Below are 22,817 nucleotides of genomic sequence, written 5' to 3'. Positions count from 1 at the left end.
GGATATATCATCTCCTGTTTTCATTTTACATATCTATTTCGGAATGAATGTTCATTCCTGTCCTTATAGAGCTATAGAATCAAATGATTCTAATAGCATTCCAAGAGCTTTCTTCCAATTCTTTTACTAATTCTTTTGAGTATTCTAATTGCCCTGTTGCCATTACTTTAGTTAATTTTTCTAACGGTTGATATACAATAATAATTAAAGCAACTGGAGGCAATGGACGGAGAAAACCTTTTGCGATTCCATCTTCTATAATATTCATAAAGAAGCCTATAAAATCGTCAAATATTTTGTTACTCTGTTCATCAAGAAAATAACTATCACAGTGAGAATTTGTAAAAAGAAAAGCATCCACATTGTTTCTCGCAAATTCAAATAAACGGTTATAAATATGACTAAACTGTTCACGAATATTTGCTTCAACAGGAAAATCAGTTTTTAGTATTTCAGATAATTGCAACATGCTCTTTGAAAATAGTGAGTTAACGAGTGCCTCTTTATTTTCAAAATAGCGATAAATAGTACCAGCGCCAACATTTGCTTTTTCAGCGATCATCGGAATTGTCGTACCATCGTAACCACGCTCTGCGAAAAGTTGTATCGCAGCATCAAAAATATCCTCTTGTTTGTTTTTAGCCACTTTTCCCACCTCAATTTTCAGGAATGAAAATTCATTCCGTTTTTAATTATAAATTACACGGATTAAAAGTCAAGTGCGTGACAAAACTAATGTAGTATTTATGCCCCTACAGCTTGCATAATCATTCTCTTTTTCCTCCTAAAATAATGATTTCACTCTATTAATAGAAAAGTACTATAGACTGTTTTTCATTATAGTACTTTTCTAATCACACATTGCACACTATACTAATTAAAAGAAATCATAAATAAATGCTTCACGTACTGGCACTACATTCTCAAATACTCGTATTTCCTCTTCGCTTCCGCTAATTAATTCAAGTTCATTTAGCTCTAATGGACGCTTGTAGCCAAACATTATTGTAGATAACGCATTGATATCTAGTCTAATTCCTTTATGCAATGTCTCTTCTTTTATAATTGTTACTTCATGATTTGCAAGTTTCACAGTTACGTTATTCCAAGGTGCAAATGAATCTGTAATTTGTAAGATCACTTCTTGTTGCGCATTGTTCCAATTAAACTCATATTGATTTAAGAACTGCTCTACATCTACAATTCTACCCATAAAATATGGCTTCATTTCTGTCTTCACTCGTGGCTCTTGCAATGTATATAACAACGGTTCTTTTTCACTTACTATCATTTCAAGTTCTTTAATCATAGAATCATGCTGACAAATAAAGTTCCATAGACCATTTCGTGCTTCATTATGCAGTGGTACAAATTCTTCTACTGTCATTTTATAGTTTTCTATTTTATATAACATGTAACCAGCTGCTATTTTATTTTCATCATAGTAAATTGCTAACGTTAAGTCATGATAAACTGCTTGTAACCACCATTTTTCTCCACGCACTAACATACCTGATAAACGTTCTGCAAATGTTTCATAAATTTGCTCTACTTCTTCTGGATGATTTTCTTTATTGAAACGCTTCACAGTGCCATTTACATGTTTTTTCATAATTAAATCGCTCTTCTCCATATGACACACAAGGCGATTCGCACAAAGTTCCCAGCCGTATTTACGGTAAAATGAAACGGCAAATGGATGTAACATCGATACTGTATATCCATCTTTTTTCATCGTTTGAAGTGAATGTTGAAGCAGCTCTTTTACATATCCGCTTCTTCTATATTCCGGATACGTCGCTACCCCTGCAACGCCTCCCATTTTAAATTTTTCTTTGCCTATGTAAATATGAAACGGAATAAGATGCAGTTTTGCTGCTAAGTCTTCCCCTTCCATAATGCCGTATATTTCATGACTTTCTTTCATTCGAGTCATTTGTTGCTGCACTCGTTCCTCATCTGCTTTATATTGAAACGCGTATTCTGATAAACGTAATGCTTCTCTGAGCTTATCTTCTTTTAATTGTATGACGTTCATATACTTCCCCTCCATTCCTTGTTTGAATTGTACCATAATTCTTACTATATTATTTCGGTAAGTGAAATTATACAGGCGTTTCAACAAAAGATATCGATTTAATAACAATCTAACATAAAAAAGCAGATACATTACGTATCTGCTTCTCATTACTTTATTTCGCTAACTTTTGAAGTTCTTCAAAGAACGTAGGGTATGATACTCCTACTGCTTCTGCATCTTCAATTGTTGTTTTTCCTTCTGCTAGACAGCCAGCAATCGCAAGCATCATTCCGATGCGGTGATCACCGTAACTATTTACTGTATTGCCTTTTAAAGCTGATTTTCCGTAAATAATCATACCGTCATCAGTTGCTTCTATACGAGCTCCTAGTTTCGTTAACTCTGCAACGACTGTATCAATTCGGTTCGTTTCTTTAACTTTTAATTCGTGCGCATCTTTAATTACTGTAATTCCTTCTGCTTGCGTTGCTGCTAAGGCGATAACAGGAATTTCATCGATTAATCTTGGGATAATATCTCCGCCAATTTCAATTCCTTTTAATGAAGATGTTTCGATTGTAATGTTTGCAGCTGGCTCTGATGCCCCTTCGTTAATTGGCTCTACAGTAAATGTAGCACCCATTTTCTCTAATACATCTATAATACCTGTGCGAGTTGGATTCATTCCTACATTTTGTAATACTAGTTTACTATTTGGAATAATTGCACCTGCTACTAAGAAAAATGCTGCTGATGATACGTCACCTGGCACTTGAACATCTGTTGCTGTTAACTTCTGTCCACCTGCAAGTTTCACAGTTTTTCCTTCGCGGGTTACTTTAACTCCAAATGCTTCAAGCATTCTTTCCGTATGGTCGCGTGAAATATGTGGTTCTGTAACAGCAGTTACACCTTCTGCGCGAAGACCTGCGAGTAAAATAGCTGATTTTACTTGCGCACTTGCAACTGGAGACGTATATTCGATTGCTTTTAAATCACCGCCGCGTATTATTAGCGGTGTAAACGTTCCTTCTTCTCGGCCATCAATGTTTGCGCCCATTTGCTTTAATGGATTTGTTACACGTTTCATCGGTCTTTTTGCGATAGAAGCATCCCCTTGTACGCAAGAGAAAAATGGTGTGTTAGCTAATATTCCTGACATTAATCGAATTGTTGTACCAGAGTTACCAACATCTAATACAGCTTTCGGTTCTTGTAAACCTTCTAACCCTTTACCAATTACTGTAACTTTATCACCATTTTGCGTAATGTCTACTCCCATTTCTTTAAAACAAGAAATTGTACTTAAACAATCTGCACCGGGCAAGAAACCTTTAATTGTCGTTTTTCCTTCTGCAATCGCGCCGAACATAACAGCACGGTGTGAAATGGACTTATCACCTGGAATTGTAATGTTGCCATTCAATCCGTTATTAACAGGTTGTATTGTTTTTTCTTTCACGTTTTCACCTTCTCATTTAAATTGTTTCATACGTTTGATATTTTTCTTGTCCAAGCGCAAGTTTTGCTTTCATTCGATCTTCTTCTCTTTGGAAGCTAATACGTAATACTCCAAGCAACCCTTCACGCGCTTCTAATATTTGCAAGTTCGTAATGCTAATTTCCTCACGCGCCAAAATACTCGTAATGTGAGCTAAAGCCCCTACTTTATCTAAAACATCGACGTATAAGTCGTGATAGGCAGGAATTGCGCCGCTCTTTCGTACTGGTAAAGAATCACGGTATTCTTTTGCGTCTGCAAAATAGTTTTGAATCTCGCCTGCGTCTCCAGTAGAAACTGTATCATATAATTCTTCCATTTCAGAGATCCACTCTTTTAATAATACCATTAAATGTTCTCGATTTTGCTTTACAATATCACTCCACATTTTCGGGCTGCTAGATGCAATGCGTGTAATGTCTTTAAACCCTCCAGCAGCTAGTTGATGAATGAGTGGATTATCACCCGCATGCTTCTCAACTTGCTTTACTAATCCTGCCGCAATAAGGTGCGGAAAATGACTAACGATCCCTGTTACATAATCATGTTCTTCTGTATTTAAAACGAGAAAATGTGATCCTGTCCCTTTTAACCAATCTTTTAACTCTTCCACTTGCTCATTTGGCACGTGATTCATCGGAGTTAAAATGTAAAATGCATTTTCAAATAAATGTGCTTTTGCACTTTCAACTCCCGTTTTATGAGAACCTGCCATTGGATGTCCACCAATGAAAGAAACTTCCTTTGAAAATAAAACTTCCGCTTCGTTCATAATCGTTCCTTTTGTACTACCAACATCGGTCACTATAACATCTTCTCGTAAACGGAATGACGCTAGTTTGTGTAATAGCTTCTTCGTTTCTTCAACTGGAGAAGCAAAAATAATTAAATGTGCCTCTTCACATGCATGCTGTAAATCTACTGCTACTTCATCTACTACGTGTAATTCTTTCGCGCGTTCTACTTGTTCTTGAAATATATCATAACCCGTTATTATTACATCGTGCTCTTTCTTAATTGCTAATGCGAGAGAGCCTCCTATTAAACCAGTTCCAATTAATACTACTTTTTTACACATTTTCCTCATCTCGAGACTTACTTTTTTTATTTTCAAAGTGTTGTTTTAACATTGAAATCACTCCTTCATTTTGCTCCCTTGTTCCGATTGTAATACGGACACCATTCGGGAACGGGCGAATAATAAATCCTGCGTGTGCACAAGCTTCATAAATTTCTCCACCATTATCTACCGGCAAGAAAATGAAATTTGTTTGCGACGGATAGAATGGAATTTCATTTTCCTTACAGAAACTTTCGTATTGTTGTAATCCCTTTGCATTAACACGTACAATTTCCTCAATAAATGCTTCATCGTTAAAAGCAATTGTCGCTGCTTTTTGCGCTAATGAAGATACGTTAAATGGTAAACGTACGACATTTAATTTCTCGATTAACTCTTCGTGTCCAATCGCATATCCAACGCGGAAAGAAGCTAATCCGTACGCTTTAGAAAACGTTCTAAGTATAAGAATGTTTTTATGTTTTTCTAGAAGCGGTAATGTCTCCGGAAAATCTTTTGCTGTTACGTATTCATAGTACGCTTCATCAATGACAATTAACGTATTTTCACTAATGCCTTCAATAAATTGAGTTAATTTTCGCTCATTAACATATGTGCCTGTCGGGTTGTTTGGATTACAAATCCATACGATTTTTGTATTGTTATCTACTGCTGACGAAATTTCGTCTAAGTCATATTCACCATTATTTAAAGCAACTTCTTTCACTTCACAGCCTTCAATAACCGCATGATGACGATACTGGGGGAATGTTGAACCAGCCGTTACAATGTTATCTCCAGCTCGTAATACGGCGCGACTTATTATTTGAATGACTTCATCTAGGCCACTACCACAAAGTACTTGTTCCATTTGCACTTGTAATTTCTCTGCGATTGTTTGACGGAGCGTTGTAGCACCTCCGTCAGGATATAAAGCATGTTCCAACCATGATTTTTGCAACTCTTCTAACACACGCGGTGAGCAGCCGAATGGATTTTCATTTGATGCTAATTTTACAAATGAATGATCACCATATACTTCTTTCATTTGTTCTGGTGATTTACCTGGTTTATATGGTTGTAATGATGATAGTTGATCTTTTACTTGCATGTTAAACCCGCCTTTTTATTAAAATTCTTTTGCGTATTTATTATGTTGCATAATATTTTGTTGAATTAAATCCATACGATCTTTTCCGAATTGTTCGACTAATACATCTGCAAGTTCCCATGCTACAACAGATTCAGCTACAACACCGGCTGCTGGTACTGCGCAACTATCAGATCTTTCAATACTCGCTTGGAATGCTTCTTTCGTATCAATATCAACACTTGCTAAAGGTTTATATAATGTAGGAATTGGCTTCATAACGCCTCTTACGACAATTGGCATACCTGTTGTCATACCGCCTTCTAAACCGCCGGCATTATTCGTTTTTCTCGTGTATCCTTTTTCTTCATCCCATAAAATTTCATCATGCACTTTACTTCCTGGCTGTCTCGCTGCTTCAAAACCAACACCTATTTCAGCACCTTTAAATGCATTAATACTCATAATAGCACCAGCAAGTTTTGCATCTAGTTTACGGTCGTAATGAACGTAACTACCAACTCCAATTGGCATACCTTCTGCAATTACCTCAACAATACCACCGATAGAATCTCCACTACTTTTTGCGTTATCAATCGCATCCATCATTTCTTGTTCTACTTCTTTATCTAAACATCGAACAGGTGAGTTTTCAGTTATCATTTGAATTTCTTCAATTGGTAAGTTTGAAATATGTTTTGCTTTTACACCACCAATTTCAAGCACATGCCCTGCAATATTGACACCTAATTCTGATAAAATTTGTTTCGCAACTGCGCCAGCTGCAACCCTTACTGTTGTTTCTCTAGCAGATGAACGCTCTAATACGTTTCTTATATCACGATGGCCATATTTAATTGCTCCATTTAAATCCGCATGTCCTGGACGTGGTTTTGTAATTGTACGTTTCATTTCTTTACTTTCTTGCTCTGAGATTGGTTCTGCGCCCATTACTTTCGTCCAATGTTTGAAATCATCATTTTTTACAATTAACGTAATTGGTGATCCAAGTGTCATTCCGTGACGTACACCACTTACAATTTCAACTGTATCTGTTTCAATTTGCATGCGTCTCCCGCGACCATGCCCTTTTTGTCTTCTTAATAATTCTTTATTTATATGTTCCGCTGCGAGTGTTAAACCTGCAGGTACACCTTCTAAAATAACCGTTAACTGCGGACCATGTGATTCTCCAGCTGTAATGTATCTCATTTCTCTTGCCCCTTTACTATTTTTTTGTACAAAAAAGTCCCTACTGAGCGCTCAGTAGGGACGATGTTTATCGCGGTACCACCCTAGTTGTAGACTTCTTTCGTCTACCTCTCTTCTTCTTTAACGATCGTTTGACCGTCCTTCCCTCCATTATTGGCGGGAAAGATGCTCCAAGGCTGTAATTCATGCTTATCTTTGTACTGATTCACACCTGCCATCAGCTCTCTTTAACAGTGAGATAAGCACTACTGTTTCCTCTTCAGCGCATATATGATATGGAATTAAGATAATTTATTTTTGAATCCTTTTAACTCTTCCATGAATTTATGGAATTCTGGAATGTCCATTTGTTGTGCAGAATCTGATAATGCAACCGCTGGGTCTGGATGTACTTCAGCCATTACTGCATCCGCACCAATTGCTAGTGCCGCTTTCGCTGTTGGTAATAATAAATCTCTGCGTCCAGTTGAATGCGTTACATCAACGATAACTGGTAAATGTGTTTCTTTCTTTAAAATCGGTACTGCTGAAATGTCTAATGTGTTACGTGTCGCTCTTTCGTATGTGCGGATACCACGTTCACAAAGAATGATTTGATCATTTCCTTGCGCAATGATGTATTCTGCTGCGTTAATGAATTCATCAATTGTTGCTGCTAAACCACGTTTTAGTAATACTGGCTTGTTAACTTTACCTACAGCTCGTAGTAAGTCGAAATTTTGCATGTTACGTGCGCCAACTTGAATTACATCAACGTAGTCTAATGCCATTTCAACATCGTTCGGATTTAAAATTTCACTAATAATCGCTAAATCGAACTCATCTGCTACTTGGCGTAAAATTTGTAAACCTTCTACTCCTAGACCTTGGAAGTCGTATGGAGATGTTCTCGGTTTGAAAGCACCACCGCGCATTAATTTTAAGCCTTGATCTTTCATCGCTTGCCCTACTTGGCGAACTTGTTCTAAACTTTCTACCGCACAAGGTCCCATGATGAATGTTTGTGTGCCGTTACCAATCAATTCACCTTTCACATTAACGATTGTATTTTCTTGTTTCTTTTTACGTGAAACAAGTAACGCCTTTCGGTTATCGTCTTCTTGCAATTCTAAGCTTGCTTTGAAGATCGTTTTGAAAATATGTTGAACCGTTGATGTTTCGAATGGTCCTTCGTTATTTTCTGCGATCATGTCAAGTACTTCACGCTCACGTACTGGATCAAAACGTTTCGTACCTTGCACTTGCTTTTGCTCCCCGATTTTTTGAACGATTTCACCGCGTTTGTTTAATAGGTGTAATAGTTGTAAGTTAATTTCATCTACCTGTTTACGTAATTGATCTAATTCATGATTTGCCATTTGGAAATCCTCCTCTAATGTTTTAAAAGTATAGTAAGAGAATGGAAAATTCTCTATTTTCTGAACTGGTTAATTATACAAACTTAAAGTGGAATCGATACCTCTTCTTATTTTAAACTAATAATTACCATAAAGACACTATCGATTCAGTAAAAATCCACATTTTTTGTACAAAAAATCCCTACTGATCCAATCAGTAGGGACGATATTTATCGCGGTACCACCCTAGTTGTAGACTTCTTTCGTCTACCTCTCTTCATTGTTAACGATCAATGTGACCGTCTTTCCCTTCATAAAGATACATATCTTTACTACGAAAAAGATGCTCCAGGACTGTAATTCGCTCTTGTTTTTGTACTGGTTCACACCAACCACCAGCTCTCTGTTACAGGGAAACAACAACTACTCCTTTTCCTTTCAACGCATATATATTTTATTTTCAAGTTGGACCATTAAAATACAAAAAGTCCCTACTGAATAAATCAGTAGGGACGATATTTATCGCGGTACCACCCTAGTTGTAGACTAACTTTACTGTCTACCTCTCTTCACTGTTAACGATCAATTGACCGCTCTTTCTTCATAAAGACGATACTATCTTTACTACGAAAAAGATGCTCCAAGACTGTAATTCATGATTATCCCTGTACTGGTTCGCACCAACCACCAGCTCTCTGTTACAGTAAGACTAACCACTACTGTGATCTCTTCATTGCACTTTGTTTATTCAAATGTTTTTGAAATTGAATAAGTATGATTCGTATTATAGAACGCTTTTCAAAACACTGTCAACAACTTTTTATATATTTTTTAAAATTCCACTTTCGACCTATAATTCCTTTTGTAAATTTCCCATTACAATTCCGATGCGAATTATCTCATTTTCTATTAAATTTAATACATGTTTATCTACTTCATACTCGATTAATTGTTTTTTCATTTGTATAATTTCACTTTCAAGTAAATCGGCTTCCTGACATGTTTGTAGTAAAATAAAAAACACATTTGCATACATTTCCTTATGTGCTTTTATACTTTCCTTCTTATCCAGTATTTCAGTAAATAACTGCTTCATTTCCCCCTCCGTACATTTTCCGTTTACATCTAAAAATGTACGAGATATAATACATAATCCTTTTTCTACAATCTCATCCATGTATAAAATAATGCGTAAAAGCATTACATATTCTCTCGTTGTTATCTCACCCATTTTTGGTCGTTCTCGCAAAAATACACTAAGCCAAGCTGTCCAAAATTTTTGCTGTTCTTTTACGCTTAATGTTTTGACATAATAGCATACATGCTGCATAAACTTAATTTTATTCTCTTCGTTTCCTTGTATAAGTAGCGGGTATAACCAATCTGTTTTTTGCTCCCAGTACAGTACACATTTAATAAACACAAAGCTAAGCCACTTCAAGAACGCTTCCCGTGTATGCGGATGCAAAACTTCCAAATGTTCTACCGCATACTTAATAAATCGCTTCATCTCTGTAAATAAAGGTAAATTAATTTGCGTATAACATAAGCCCGCCCACGCATATTTTGTAATCTCATTTTCTTTCTTTAAATCTAAGTACGGTAATAAATATTTTCGGCACCATTGCTTCTCAATATGATATAGAAATGTAATATCTGCTATTAAACGCGCCAACATAAAGTTTGTCCGTTCTGAACTATTTCTTACTTGTTCTTCAAATAAAAATAAATATTCATACACATTACGATCGTATAAATGATCATATGATAACAGTTTTAATAATACAGCTGTCATTTTCCCAACAGGATGCTGAATCGATTCATTGTAAAAGTCTTGTTTTCCAAGCTTAAAATCCGTATTACTTTTCATTACTTGAGGGAAAACTGAAAAAGCAAAGCGTTTTACAACTCGTATACTATTCTCCTCTAACTCTTCTAATCGATTGCTAATTTCATATAGAAAACTACTAATTAACCAATGAAATGCTGTATTTCTAACAAATTTCTGCAATAGCGGAATAATTTTTTGGATTTGCTCATTTGTCAGTTCCCGGTTATTTCGCCACTCTCTAATACAAACAAACCATACTTCATTACTTATTTCGTGCACGCCTACTAATTGATATGCAAATGAAATACTCCACTCTGTATTCAATTTACATGCTTTAGATAGCATCTCTAAAAAATGGCGTTGTTCAAACACACCGTCTTGAGAAAATTGCTGAACTTGCTTCATAATTTCATCATCTTTTAATTGCAGTAAGCCATCCGCAGTCACATTACAAATAATGCTTTGTTCTGTCGTCTTCTTCTTTTGTACACTGTATCGATCAGAATGAAAGTGAGGATGCTTTTGCTTCATTAACTCATACCCTTTTGCTGTAGATGGACTATTGGGATCACAAGTGAATAATAAGTCTAATACGAGACATACATCAAATGCTCTTTCCTCTGTAAGGTGTTTCAATACAGTTTGAATGACTTCTTCCTTTGTTTCTTCTAAAGAATGTGTATACTGCCTTTTTAAAAGTTGAAAAACTTCGTGTTTATAAGTGAAATCTAAAAGAAGCCCTTCATGTAACAACCATTTCATTTTGTCATCTACACTAACGAATATATTTTTATTCATCGCATCAATTGCGATTCGCTTTTGAAGTACACTATTTGCTTCTATCATTTCTGTAATATAGTAATTCGCTTTTTTCTCATTGTTTTCACATAAATAAGTTAAACACTCTTTTACAATTTGAATTAAAAATGCAAGGTCATTTTGATGAAACTCTTTCTCTTCATTTTCCTTATCTCTTTTTTTCAAAGCTGTTTGTCTTAATGACAATAGTCGCATCTTCTCTAATCCCATAATCATTATTGGAACAGCGTAATAAGAAATATACGGTCTCATCTTCTCATCCCAAATTTTCTCCACCTGAGAAAATATAGACACTGGTATACGACTCGATTCCTCAAGTTCTATTGATTCTTGCGTATCATTTCCCCACTTTCTTACACGCTTTAATTTAAGTTTCCCATCTAGAATAAACGCTAGTAACAATAATGCAATTTCTTTATGCTCAGGAAAAGAACATTTTTGCAGTAAATATGAAATATTTTCAATAGAGCTACTATCTTTTTCAGCAGTTTCTAACAAAAGGAGTGTCCACCTTGCAAACAACAACGGATCCATCTTTATTTTCATTTCGTTTAAATAGCGACAAATTGTTCGCCACAATAATGGGGATATTTTTGAATGATTTTTATAAATAAGTTGAAATAGTTCCTTCTGATGACTAAAAAGAAATTGCTCTACTAACCATTCTGCAAGTAATTCCTCTACCTCATTATAGTTTGGCGTGAGCAAGAATAAATTTCGTAATTTCCCTTCTGCCTCAAGCCATTCCACCCATTCATAATCTCTGGCAAATTCAACAAAATAACGGACTGTTTCAATTTTTTTTATTGATTGCTTTATGTATGATAATTGTTCTTGTTCTACTGATGGTGGCACTGTTACAATATCCCGAATACGCATCCTTTTTGTAATATAATTATCGCCCATTAATTCCGCCCATCGCTTCACCGCTTTGACGAGGGATTGATGATTATTGACCTTATTTGGATACACAATCGGTCTGATTCCTAAATGCTCCCAATGATATGTATTTTCCCCTTGGGCGACAAATGCATAACGCCTTGTACTTGGTGGTAAACCAGTCGCTAAATATTTCATTACTGGGTCATTATGACTATATCCAACGAATAAAACGGTATAATTTGAGAATAAATCAACTAAAAATCTTCTCGCCCATCCTTCCGTTAAGTAAGCCCTTCCAAAATCACCGTCTGTTAAAATTAAAGCATCTTTCTCCTGTTCTACATTGCCGTGTATATAAGCCAGTCCTTTGAACGCTCTCCCTGTCGGTAAAGCTGGTGCGTAATAAACATTAATCTCTCTATTCATTTCTTTAATTACAGTTGTAAAATGTTGATCAAAGTTTGTTGTTACAATACGGACATCTATATCTAAAGGAAACAGCCTTGGAATTGCATAATGCAGTGGATTCGGTTTTGATTTTTCTATATGAACAACATCTCTCGCAACTTGATGTATGTCTTTCGTTTTTGCAATTTTACCAAGATAATAATCATGCGGTTCAGTTATTTCACGTTTTTCTACATATAACTTTTTCGCAATTTCATCAACTAAATCATCAAAATTTGGTAAGTTTGATTTCCCTTGCATAGAAACTCCTGCTCCAACAAATAACACTAGCTTCCCTTGTTCAAGATGATCGATTAACTCATCTGGAATTTCTACTTCTGAAGTAATCCACATCCCGGATTCCCCCTTACCTAAAAATGTCATATACTCTCATTTTACTATAACATTTTTTCGTTGTTTTTATAATATTTAGATAAAAACAACGACATGAAAAAGTTTTATTTAAATAAATCCGTTACAATGTATGAACTCCTGAATTTATTGCAAAACTATGTATAAATCGGAGGTGTAAATATTGAATGGTTTTACTGTAGTACTTATCAAATTTATATCGTGCATTATCGCATTTAGTATTGGACTCGCTTTGTTTTTCCCTGCAACGTTTGTTCAAATTATTTCGTTCAGTCTCTTCGTTACAATCGTATCTTATATGTTCGTTGATAAAATTATTTTAGAGCGCATTGGCAATAATGGTGCCATTATGTCGGATTTCTTACTCACATATTTAAGCGTATGGATTTTCGGTAATATTTTATTAGACAACTATATGCAAATTGCATGGGGCAGTATCCTTTCTGCGATTGTCTTTACATTATCAGAAGTAATCGTTCATCGTTTTTCTAACTCGCACACAAGGCACAACAACGATAACATTCATATTAATCGCCGTTTTGCATATGGTACAGAGTTTGCGGAAGAACAGAATGTGTTGGATAAAGATAAAAAGAAGTAATGTTTTGATGAAGGAGCTCCATCGCCATCAAGCTAAAAAAAGCAAATACCTCAAAACGAATAAATGGCTGTCTCCAAGAGAAAATGTACATCTTTTGTTTTGAGGTGTGATTAAATGCTTAAGTTGATGAACATGTTGTGCTATCCCATCTAAAAAAGTGTTTATCAAGAGTAAAACTACCTTAACTGTAATAACCAATTAAAGAAAAGGGCAGAATNNATTCTGCCCTTTTCTTTAATCACATTTTTCTATTTGGTCGCCTTCTTCACCTGCATTTTCTGCCGAGCTATCCGTTCCGCCTCCCACTGCATGTTGCTGTTTAGTATTAGAACTTTCGATGGCAGCGTTAGTTCCCGCTGCACTGTCATCTCCACCACCACTTGCCACTTGAGTAGCACTAGCCTGTTCCTTACGGGTTTTATTAATTTGATTATTGATGATAAGTACAAATTCTACCTCTTCATCCGAATTTTCTTCTTTCATTTTATGCGGCTCAATCTGGTCCCCACTAATCCCCTTATTTATAGCTTCGCCTCCAGCGCCCACCGTTTGTTGCTGTCTAGTATTCGATGAATCAATTGCTGCATTACTTCCTGCTGCACTGTTTTGTCCGGCCCCACTGGCAATTTGTGTTGTATTCGGTGCAAATGTAATCTGATTATTAATGACAATGACAATTTTTCGTTTATCAGCAAGATTTCCCAAATTAATTTCTTCTCCATCTTTTTTTACAAATCGAAACGTGATTTCTTCATTGTTTTCCATGTTCTCCCCCCTTTGTAATATTAAATGACTGGAGAATGATAATGGATTGGACAAGCGTATTTTTTTTATAAATATGTACCCCCGCCCACAATGAAGGATGTATGATAAGGTTCCGGTATTTTGCTCGTATTAGGTACGTCGACTTGACGACAATCCAGCGGAATGTATGGAGAAAAGCCTTATAGGAGATATAGAAAGAGAGATGAGTAGAAACATTGGTATATAAAGGTTTCTAGGTTGCATTTTATTTTTCTACTTTCCTTTTCTTATTTGGATTTATCAGCCAAATATCTAGCATAGTGAATTAAATTTCTAGCTACATCTAATTCAAGATTAAATATATTAGGTACCCCTGGTCTCCAATTCACCTCAAATAACCACAATTTTTGATCTTTATCAATCCCTACATCAATTCCTAACTCATCAAATAATACATCCTTAAATAAAGAATTAAAATGGCTAGAAAAAGTTACTGCAAATCGTTCTAAATACCTTTTAATATTATACCAATCGTTATCAAACTCCGCTTTTAAAAAAACATCTAAATAAGTACTATAACCACCCTTAGCCATATTTGATACAACACTTCCTAATGGACCTATTCTCGGGAATATAGAAGTAACAACCCACCTGCCTTCCCCATTTCTTTGAACATGCAATCGAAAATCATAAACATGACCAGATTTCATTTGACATGAAATAAACTGTTGAACTATGTATCCTTGCTCTTGAATCTTATCCGATATAAAACTCCGTAATTGTTTTTTATTAATAGATGAAATTTGTTCTGACTCATTCATACTGTAATTCATCCCATTTTTTTCAATGAAAACAATACCACTACCTTGATGTCCAGAAATTGGTTTAATAATAAGTTTTTCATAACGATTAATCATGACAAAAAACTTATTAACATCATTTAATTCATAAAAAGGAATAAGATATTGCTTAAATTTTTTTGCTCTATTTATTCTGTTATATACACTTAATTTATCTCCAATTGAATGACTTGTAAAAGGAACTTTTTCATGTAGATAATCATAGATTTGCTGATTTTTATCACTAACATGAACACTTGCATTGTAAATAACATCTGGAAAAGAAAATTCTTGTTCAATCCACTTACCATTTTCATAAGTTTTACCTAAAATCTTCTTCGTTTCTATATTTACTTTCCCTAAAGTAAAATAAAAAAATTCCACACCTTCAGCTTTAGCTACAGCAGCATAAGTATATGCTTTCTTTACGTCATTCGGATCTTTCCGATGATGAAGCATACCAATTATAGTCATATTAGTTCTTCTTCCCTTCTTTCTAAAGGTCTTTTTCAAAACGAATATCAAATTCAATATATATATATTCATGTTCTCCCTCATTCAACCATTTTTCGAAAAATCCAGAACAAGCTTAACCTCATTTTAATATTCTACCTATAGAAATAATAAACTTGAGGTTTTATAAAATGATAAATGATAAAGGTTAAGGTGACATAAAATGGATACTATCGTTTTCATTGAAACAAATAAATCTGGATCAAGTAGGGAAGCAATCAAAGCAGCTGAAAAACTTAATTTCTTTACTGTTTTATTAACTAAAAAAACAAAATTTATTAATGAACGTACTATATTCCCTGATGTACATCAGATGATTTTCACTGATATAAATGATTATGATAATATAATTACAACAATTGAAAAATTAAATAAATCAGGAAAAAACATAAAAGGGATCTTTAGTTTTATTGACCCTTATGTTTATATGGCTGCACGTTTATCAGAAAAATTTTGCTCAAATATTGTATCTACTAAAGCTATCCATCATATGGAAAACAAAATATTAACTCGTCATGTACTTAAAGATTTACCAATCTCACTCAACTATTTAATTTATAAACCGACAGAATCATTATCATCTTTTTTTAAAAAAACTAATAAGATAAATTTCCCTCTTATTGTGAAATCCCCTAAATCAACAGGATCAAAAGATGTATTATTAGTAAAAAATAAAGATCAATTAATTTTATCTATACAAAGTCTTTTAAAAAAACTACCTAATGAAGAAATTCTACTTGAAGAATATATAGATGGACCTCAATACCTAGTCGAAATTTTAGTTCAAAATGGAAAAGTCCATATTATAGCAGTAATTGAACAAGAAATTACACTTTTTGAACGCTTTATTGTTACTGGCTATTCTTTACTAGTACAGGTAGATAAAAGACTATACAATAGTCTTTTCAATGCAGTTAATTCTGTTATTCAGGCTTTTAATATGAAAAATGGAGCTTGTCATCTAGAACTCCGAAGAGTAAATGATGTTTGGAAATTAATTGAGATAAACCCCAGAATATCAGGTGGAGCAATGAATGACATAATTGAAATTGGGCATGGAATCAACTTAGTACAAGAAACTATTCAATTAATGTTAGGAAATAAACCTTCACTAAATAAAAAACATCATAAATATGTGTATGCTCATTACCTAACAGTTAAATCTATAGGAAAACTAATTCGAGTTACAGGGAAAAATCGTAGTTCTAGATATCCTGGTGTAGAGAAAGTTTATATAAAACCTAAAAAAGGAACTTTTCTAAAACCACCTACATCAATGGGACATCGATATGGATACGTTATAGCAGCGTCCTATGTTAAAGCAGAAGCTAAAAAAATAGCTTTAGAAGCAGCTAAAGAAATTTCATTTGAAATCCAAAAATAATAAATACAACATATATACACCAACAGATAAAAATATACAAAACATCATATCCCTTATAACTCTAATTATTATCATCTGTCATTATTCATAACAAAAAGGCTCACTCCTCATCTATTTTTATATGAGAAGTGAGCTTTTTTATATGGGCTATACACTAGCGAAACTCCCCTTAATGCCGTACATTGCGTTAACTTATGCAATTAGTGAAAAATTTAATTTGAAATTCGGTAAAGCAAAAATTTCAAGCAATTTAATAAATATTTGTGTGGCTGGTACAATATGTGTAATTTTCATTCAATCATTAGGATCAATCAAATCGATTTATTGATTCATTTCGAAAACTTGATTTCAAATCAAAAAAGCGGCCATTCTTTTAGAGACAGCCGCTTTCCCACTTACACTTTCAAATCTTTAAATGCAACAACATCAGCAAACGCTCCAAACACTACGTTATGATGCTTAACAATATCTTCAGCACGTAATACATCAGTATCAAACGTACTATGCGCATCACTAACTAACGTTACTTTGTACCCTTCACTACACGCTCTACGCGTTGTCGTGTCCACGCAGTACTCTGTTTGCATACCTGAAATAATTACGTACTCAATCCCTTTTTCCTGTAACACTTCGTTTAAGTTCGTTTTATGGAATGAATCTGGCGTCGTCTTTTCAACGATACTGTCCCCTTCTTGCGGAGCAATTGCCGCATGGATTTCCCAGCCATCTGTACCTTTTTCCAAAGGATGATCTTTCGGCCCGTTATGTTGTACATAAATAACCGGAATATCATTTGAACGGCATTCCCCTATAAGCTCTTGTAACGTTTCTAAAAACTTTTCCCCATTATGTACTGGCATTCCAGCTGTATACATACCCGCTTGCACATCAATTACCATTAATGCTTTTTTCATTTCACGCATCTCCCTTTGTTTGTATAAGCTATTTTTATTGTTTATATTCCATCATCCAGCAATCTTCTAATTTCCCCTCATGTAGTTCATGTTCCTTTAGTATCTTCACCTTTTTAAATCCACATTTTTCGTAACATTTTATCGCACGTTCATTATTTACTTTAGGGTCCATTGCAATTATTTCCGCACCAACTTCTTTTATAATGTATGTAATTGCTACTTGAACGAGTTTTGTTCCAATTCCCTTTTCCCAATAGGCTGGTTCACCGATAAATTGGTCCATTCCCCATACATTATGCAATTCTTCATATCCATATAACGCTTTCCATCCAGAATCTACTGGGTACATTTGTATGTAACCGATCGGAACGGCATCAAATTCTACTAAACATCTTTTTTCATTACTGCTTGGATTATGTATAAAATGAGTGAGTACTTTTTCTACAGACTGAGGATTATCTCGTCCTTCGTAATACTGCAGGACTTCTGGATCTGTTAACCATTTGGAAATGATAGGTGCATCATCTTCTATTACGTATCTAACAAATAATTTTCCTTTTTGAAATAGCATGTGACACCTCTATTGTTCATTTATATGTTTTCTTAATGTTAAATCTTTAATTGCACCTATTAGTGCATATGGTAGTAATGTAATCGCAAAAAATGCTGTAAATACATTAAATTGCGGAATTTGATATGGTGTGAACCATTCTGTGAAAAATTGAGAATTTAAAATTCTATTAAAAAATTCTCCGCCAGGTCTAAAGTTTGGTGCCCAGGCAGTCACTTCACAAGTAATAAATAGTACTTGAACAAGTATAAATGCCCCTAGATAACGAAACCAAGTCCGCTTCCATATAGGTGGTACTTTCTTTAATTTCTCTCCCATCTAGCCCCCTCCTTTATATTTCCAACATATTGATTATACACTTCCCACACTTTATTTGTTAAAATTTTCTATATAATAAAATTCAGATTGAAAGAAGTCGGAGGAAATATATTATGTCACATCCTATATTAAAATCAACATTACTCATCCTTAGAGGAAACTCCGCAAGTGGCAAGACAACAATCGCAAAAGAACTACAAGAATATTTCGGGCAAGGTACACTTTTAGTCTCTCAAGACGTTGTGCGTAGAGATATGCTAAAAGTGCACGACACGATGGGTAACTTATCTCATGATTTACTATTTGAAATTGCGAAGTACGGAAAAGGAAAATGTGAATTTGTTATTGTAGAAGGTATTTTGAACAATCGTAGGTACGGTGATATGTTAAGAGAATTAATACATTATTTTGATAAAAATGCGTTTACATATTACTTCGATTTATCATTAGAAGAAACGATTAGACGGCAAAATACAAGAGAAAAACGGCATGAATTTGGTGAGGATTCATTACAAAAATGGTATAATCCACACGATACAATTGAAGTTGATAGAGAAATTGTTTTTACTGATAATTTCACGCAAAAGGATATATTTCATGCGATTCTTAATGATGTTACACAACAAAAATAAGACTGATTTATTATGTCAGTCTTATTTTATTATGTATTTTGTATTTCTGTTTTCATAATTGAACAATCGTTACAAATGGTAGTTTTACTAATGTATCAGTCATTACTCTACCTATAACGACTAGAATAGGACTTTTTGATATAGCAATTACACCGAATTGTATTTAAATCTATCAAACAAAGAATCACTGTAAGCAATACTTGTATCTAAAAGCCAAAATTCCTTTTCGCATGTTCAAGGCTCCTAGACACATCATCTAAACTCTATAAAATAAAGATTTTGTTAAATTAATAAAATACAATCACTTGTCCATTTCATTTTTCTCTCTCCTGCATTTAATATTAGTATACAAATTATTCAGAGGTGAAAATAAAATGGATGAGTTTCTATCTTCTGCTGCATTTAATCCGGATTTAATTGGACCTACACTCCCACCTATGCAACCCTTTCAATTCCCTACTGGTCCTACTGGTCCTACCGGTCCTACTGGTTCTACTGGACCTACTGGACCTGCTGGATCTACTCAATCTACGGGCTCTACTGGTCCTACTGGTCCCACTGGTTCTACTGGTCCCACTGGTTCTACTGGTTCTACTGGTTCTACTGGTTCTACTGGTTCTACTGGGACAATTTCATTAGCTTTCGGTAATTTTTGGCAAACAGGATTTATTACAGTTCCTATTGGAGGACTTTTTTCTTTTGACCAGACTGGACCAATTGCAGGGGGGGTTTCTTTATTAAACCCTTTTACAATTGGTATCACACAAGCTGGTATTTATCAAGTGTCTTTCATTGCTTCAATTGATTCGAGTTCGATTTCTTTATTTCCTTACGCGGCTGGTATTTCTATACTCTTAAATAATAATCCAATACCAAATGCTCAAGGAAGTTTTGGTATTATAGTTGAAAATCCATTGAGTATAGAATGTAATCAACTTTCTGGTCAATTACTTTTGTCAATTCCAGCCAATTCAACAATCAGTCTCACAAATATTGGAAGTGATATTATTACAACCTGTGATAATGGTATAAACGCCATAGAATTAACCATTTTCAAATTAAATTAACAACGAACCTTTTTGAACGACAATTTTATCTAGCATACCTAGTGTAAGTAATACAGATTCATGAGCTTTGTCCCCTCCTCTAAACCAAGTGAAGTTGGGGATAGTTCAATTCCAATCTACAATTGAATTTTTTTGTGAAATTCATTGAAAACATGCAAACAGCCATCGTTTCATAGAATGATGGCTGTTTCTGTTTACCATTATACATAATCTTAACTTGGTGGCTGCGTTATTTATAACAGCCGATCAACCTTCCTACTATACAATAGAAAACATCATATACACTCCAACAACGAAGAAAACGGCTAATGTCTTAATTATCGTAATACCAAAAATCTCTTTATAAGCTTCCCGGTGTGTTAATCCTGTAACTGCAAGTAAGGTTATAACTGCTCCGTTATGAGGGAGAGTATCCATACCTCCCGCTGCCATTGCAATTACACGATGCAGCACATCTAACGGAATATCAAAGTTCGCTGCCGCTTCAATATATTTATCTGCCATTAAACCTAATGTAATACTCATTCCACCCGAACCTGATCCCGTCAGCCCGCACAATATATTCGTCATGACCGCTCCGCTAATTAAAGGATTTGAAAATGTCCCTGTCAAATAATTTTGAATCATGACAAACCCAGGTAAAGCTGCTATAACGGCACCAAATCCATACTCGGCTGCAGTGTTCATTGCAGCTAAAATGGAACCACTTACACCCACGCTTGTAATAGATTGAAAATGTTCTTTTACCGCTTGGAAGTTTAATAATATAGCAGACATTATTCCGATAAGTAGTGCTATTTCTACTGACCAAATACCTACAACTTGTCCCATATCAATTGTTCCGTACTCCTTCAAACCTATGGATGCAAAATCAAATCCTTTTGTATACCAAGCCGGGATGAACTCTGTAAAGACCTTATTCATCACGCCAACCAGTACAAGCGGAAGAAAAGCTATCCAGTAACTAGCTGGAATAACATCACTGGAAGCAATCGGCGTAGGCACCGGTTGTACGCTAGCTGTGGCAGCCAGTTCAGAAGTGGCACCGCCTTTTCCGAAGTACCCCTCTCCCTTAGCAGCAGCCTTTTTCCTACATCTTTCCAAATACAGCATGCCACATATAAAGATAAACAATGCGCCGATAATTCCTAATGTAGGCGCTGCATAAATATCTGTTTTAAAGAACGTAGTTGGAATAACATTTTGGATTTGGGGTGATCCAGGAAGTGAATCCATCGAAAACGTGAATGCGCTGAATGCAATTGTCGCTGGAATGAGACGTTTCGGAATATCCGCCTCGCGAAATAATTGCGCCGCAAATGGATAAATCGCAAATACTGCGACAAATAAACTGACACCACTATATGTAAGAATCGCTCCCATTAACACGATGGAAAGAATCGCTCTTTTCACACCTATAAAATGGATGATAATTTTCGCGATTTTTTCTGCTATTCCAGTGATTTCTACCACTTTACCGAATATCGCTCCAAGCAAAAACACAGGAAAATATAATTTTATGAATCCGACCATCTTCGCCATAAAAACATTAGAAAAGAATGGTAAAACATTCGCCGGTTCCGTTAAAAATACAGCCAGCAAAGCACATAACGGAGCGAATAAAATGACTGAGAATCCTCGGTAAGCTACAAATATAAGCAAGCCAAGCGCTAACAATACGATCAATAAATCCATAACCACAATCCCCCTCAATAATATGGATTTTTTATCTCTGTATCCTTTTCTGTTTATATATATTGTTGTAATGCCTGCCAGAGGCAGGCATTACTTTTTGCATATTATAGTTATAGCTTTTTATTTATGATGAAAGATTGGCACCCTCTTTTCTATAAAGGCCTCTACCCCCTCTCTTACATCACTCGTTTGAAATACATGACCAAAATTCTCAGCTTCTATTTTTAACCCTTCCTCAAGCGAAAAAGATAGCCCATTATTAATAGATTGCTTCATCAATGATAAAGCAGGAAGGGAAAATCGAGTCATCTTCATGGCTAGTTCCTTCGCCTTATTCAAAGATTCGCCACGCGGAACAACATGATTCACCAAACCAACTCGCCAAGCTAATTCGGCAGTGAGCGGTTCGCCAGTGAACATCATTTCTTTCGCACTTGCCGTTCCTATTAATCGAGGCAAACGTTGCGTTCCTCCCGCACCTGGAAACAAGCCTAACTTCACTTCGGGAAGCCCGATTTGGGCATGTTCTTCTATAATCCGTAAATCACATGATAAGGCTAATTCACACCCACCCCCAAGCGCTAATCCGTTAATAGCAGCGATTACAGGCTTCGGCAATCTTTCTATTTTATTTAATGGGTTCTGAAGCCACAATGATTTTTCCTCTGCATATTCACTCCCTTTCCCAATCCAGTCCGGAAATGACTTAATGTCCCCTCCTGCAACGAAAGCCTTTTCTCCAGCGCCAGTTAGAATTACAGCAATTACTTCATCATCCCGTTCAATTTCATCGACCACTGCCGTCAGTTGCTCGATCACAGCACAGCTCAGTACATTCACAGGAGAATTATCAATGAGAATCGTCGCGATTCCTTTTTCTTTGGACCATGTAACAACCCGTTTATTTTCCAATTCAATCCCTTCTTTCCAATATGTAATGAGGTTAAAAACTATCCCTTTTACTACCG

The 22,817-nt window shown here is 35.2% G+C and carries 19 protein-coding genes, 1 pseudogene and 3 other annotated features; of the genes and pseudogenes, 4 read left to right on the top strand and 16 right to left on the bottom strand.

The window, feature by feature from the left end; all coding sequences use genetic code 11:
• Window positions 1-79: 79 nt before the first annotated feature.
• The 8 genes from COC96_RS05980 to COC96_RS05945 all read right to left on the bottom strand — a co-directional run bounded on the left by COC96_RS05980 (window position 80) and on the right by COC96_RS05945 (window position 12,553).
• Window positions 80-646 carry a TetR/AcrR family transcriptional regulator gene (locus tag COC96_RS05980; protein ID WP_098266385.1) on the bottom strand — a complete coding sequence of 189 codons (567 nt, stop codon included), beginning with the start codon at window positions 644-646 and terminating at the stop codon, window positions 80-82.
• A 231-nt stretch (window positions 647-877) separates the two neighbouring features.
• Complete coding sequence (locus tag COC96_RS05975) at window positions 878-2,038, bottom strand: GNAT family N-acetyltransferase (RefSeq protein ID WP_141535989.1); 1,161 nt, start codon at window positions 2,036-2,038, stop codon at window positions 878-880.
• A gap of 154 nt (window positions 2,039-2,192) precedes the next feature.
• Complete coding sequence (aroA, locus tag COC96_RS05970; RefSeq protein WP_098768485.1) at window positions 2,193-3,482, bottom strand: 3-phosphoshikimate 1-carboxyvinyltransferase; 1,290 nt, start codon at window positions 3,480-3,482, stop codon at window positions 2,193-2,195.
• 16 nt (window positions 3,483-3,498) lie between these two features.
• On the bottom strand, window positions 3,499-4,599 hold the full coding sequence (tyrA, locus tag COC96_RS05965; RefSeq protein ID WP_098266383.1) for a prephenate dehydrogenase: 1,101 nt from the start codon (window positions 4,597-4,599) through the stop codon (window positions 3,499-3,501).
• Window positions 4,592-5,692, bottom strand: coding sequence for a histidinol-phosphate transaminase (hisC, locus tag COC96_RS05960; protein ID WP_098266382.1), 1,101 nt, complete (start codon window positions 5,690-5,692; stop codon window positions 4,592-4,594). The genes tyrA and hisC overlap by 8 nt, the downstream gene beginning before the upstream one ends.
• 18 nt (window positions 5,693-5,710) lie before the next feature.
• Window positions 5,711-6,883 (bottom strand): chorismate synthase, encoded by a 1,173-nt coding sequence (gene aroC, locus COC96_RS05955; protein WP_098266381.1) that lies wholly within the window; start codon window positions 6,881-6,883, stop codon window positions 5,711-5,713.
• Between the two features lie 53 nt (window positions 6,884-6,936).
• Window positions 6,937-7,155: a binding site (T-box leader), on the bottom strand.
• 9 nt (window positions 7,156-7,164) lie between these two features.
• Window positions 7,165-8,241, bottom strand: a complete 1,077-nt coding sequence (locus tag COC96_RS05950) for a bifunctional 3-deoxy-7-phosphoheptulonate synthase/chorismate mutase (protein WP_098266380.1) — start codon at window positions 8,239-8,241, stop codon at window positions 7,165-7,167.
• A 195-nt stretch (window positions 8,242-8,436) separates the two neighbouring features.
• Window positions 8,437-8,671 (bottom strand) — a binding site (T-box leader).
• Window positions 8,672-8,725: 54 nt separating this feature from the next.
• Window positions 8,726-8,963 (bottom strand) — a binding site (T-box leader).
• 107 nt (window positions 8,964-9,070) lie between these two features.
• Window positions 9,071-12,553 (bottom strand): DUF4020 domain-containing protein, encoded by a 3,483-nt coding sequence (locus COC96_RS05945; RefSeq protein ID WP_098768484.1) that lies wholly within the window; start codon window positions 12,551-12,553, stop codon window positions 9,071-9,073.
• A gap of 181 nt (window positions 12,554-12,734) precedes the next feature.
• Between COC96_RS05945 and COC96_RS05940 the strand changes: the two genes are divergently transcribed.
• Window positions 12,735-13,172 (top strand): YndM family protein, encoded by a 438-nt coding sequence (locus COC96_RS05940; RefSeq protein ID WP_088229425.1) that lies wholly within the window; start codon window positions 12,735-12,737, stop codon window positions 13,170-13,172.
• 234 nt (window positions 13,173-13,406) lie between these two features.
• Here COC96_RS05940 and COC96_RS05935 read toward each other — a convergent pair whose 3' ends face one another.
• Together COC96_RS05935 and COC96_RS05930 are read right to left on the bottom strand one after the other, a co-directional pair.
• Window positions 13,407-13,937, bottom strand: a complete 531-nt coding sequence (locus COC96_RS05935) for a hypothetical protein (protein WP_098266378.1) — start codon at window positions 13,935-13,937, stop codon at window positions 13,407-13,409.
• 266 nt (window positions 13,938-14,203) lie between these two features.
• A complete protein-coding gene (locus COC96_RS05930; protein ID WP_098266377.1) occupies window positions 14,204-15,301 on the bottom strand; it encodes a YheC/YheD family endospore coat-associated protein in 1,098 nt (365 codons plus the stop codon).
• A 130-nt stretch (window positions 15,302-15,431) separates the two neighbouring features.
• Between COC96_RS05930 and COC96_RS05925 the strand changes: the two genes are divergently transcribed.
• Window positions 15,432-16,652: an ATP-grasp domain-containing protein gene (locus COC96_RS05925; RefSeq protein ID WP_098266376.1), complete on the top strand. Its 1,221-nt coding sequence runs from the start codon at window positions 15,432-15,434 to the stop codon at window positions 16,650-16,652.
• A gap of 395 nt (window positions 16,653-17,047) precedes the next feature.
• On the opposite strand, the gene COC96_RS05915 is transcribed toward COC96_RS05925, so the two are convergent.
• From COC96_RS05915 to COC96_RS05905, 3 genes are read right to left on the bottom strand one after another with little or no spacing between them, the layout of a single operon-like run.
• Window positions 17,048-17,566, bottom strand: coding sequence for a cysteine hydrolase family protein (locus tag COC96_RS05915; protein WP_098266375.1), 519 nt, complete (start codon window positions 17,564-17,566; stop codon window positions 17,048-17,050).
• A 34-nt stretch (window positions 17,567-17,600) separates the two neighbouring features.
• A complete protein-coding gene (locus COC96_RS05910; RefSeq protein ID WP_098768483.1) occupies window positions 17,601-18,137 on the bottom strand; it encodes a GNAT family N-acetyltransferase in 537 nt (178 codons plus the stop codon).
• Window positions 18,138-18,146: 9 nt separating this feature from the next.
• Window positions 18,147-18,455, bottom strand: a complete 309-nt coding sequence (locus tag COC96_RS05905) for a YfzA family protein (protein ID WP_098266373.1) — start codon at window positions 18,453-18,455, stop codon at window positions 18,147-18,149.
• A 113-nt stretch (window positions 18,456-18,568) separates the two neighbouring features.
• Between COC96_RS05905 and COC96_RS05900 the strand changes: the two genes are divergently transcribed.
• Window positions 18,569-19,087 carry a kinase gene (locus COC96_RS05900; protein ID WP_098768482.1) on the top strand — a complete coding sequence of 173 codons (519 nt, stop codon included), beginning with the start codon at window positions 18,569-18,571 and terminating at the stop codon, window positions 19,085-19,087.
• 374 nt (window positions 19,088-19,461) lie between these two features.
• Entirely contained in the window at window positions 19,462-20,154 is a 693-nt protein-coding gene (locus tag COC96_RS05895) for an exosporium leader peptide-containing protein (RefSeq protein WP_098768481.1), read from the top strand.
• Here COC96_RS05895 and COC96_RS27100 read toward each other — a convergent pair.
• The 3 genes and pseudogenes from COC96_RS27100 to COC96_RS05885 form a co-directional block, all read right to left on the bottom strand.
• A pseudogene (locus COC96_RS27100) lies at window positions 20,149-20,232 on the bottom strand (flavoprotein); the annotation flags it as partial. The gene COC96_RS05895 and the pseudogene COC96_RS27100 sit on opposite strands and share 6 nt — an antisense overlap.
• Window positions 20,233-20,412: 180 nt before the next feature.
• Complete coding sequence (locus COC96_RS05890; protein ID WP_098266370.1) at window positions 20,413-21,849, bottom strand: GntP family permease; 1,437 nt, start codon at window positions 21,847-21,849, stop codon at window positions 20,413-20,415.
• A 120-nt stretch (window positions 21,850-21,969) separates the two neighbouring features.
• Entirely contained in the window at window positions 21,970-22,761 is a 792-nt protein-coding gene (locus COC96_RS05885) for an enoyl-CoA hydratase (RefSeq protein ID WP_098266369.1), read from the bottom strand.
• Window positions 22,762-22,817 lie beyond the last annotated feature (56 nt).

It is taken from the genome of Bacillus cereus, from assembly GCF_002577405.1.
GTDB classification, from domain to species: domain Bacteria; phylum Bacillota; class Bacilli; order Bacillales; family Bacillaceae_G; genus Bacillus_A; species Bacillus_A cereus_AU.
Note: the sequence above shows the minus strand (reverse complement) of the source record. Positions and strands in the feature narration are given on the sequence as shown.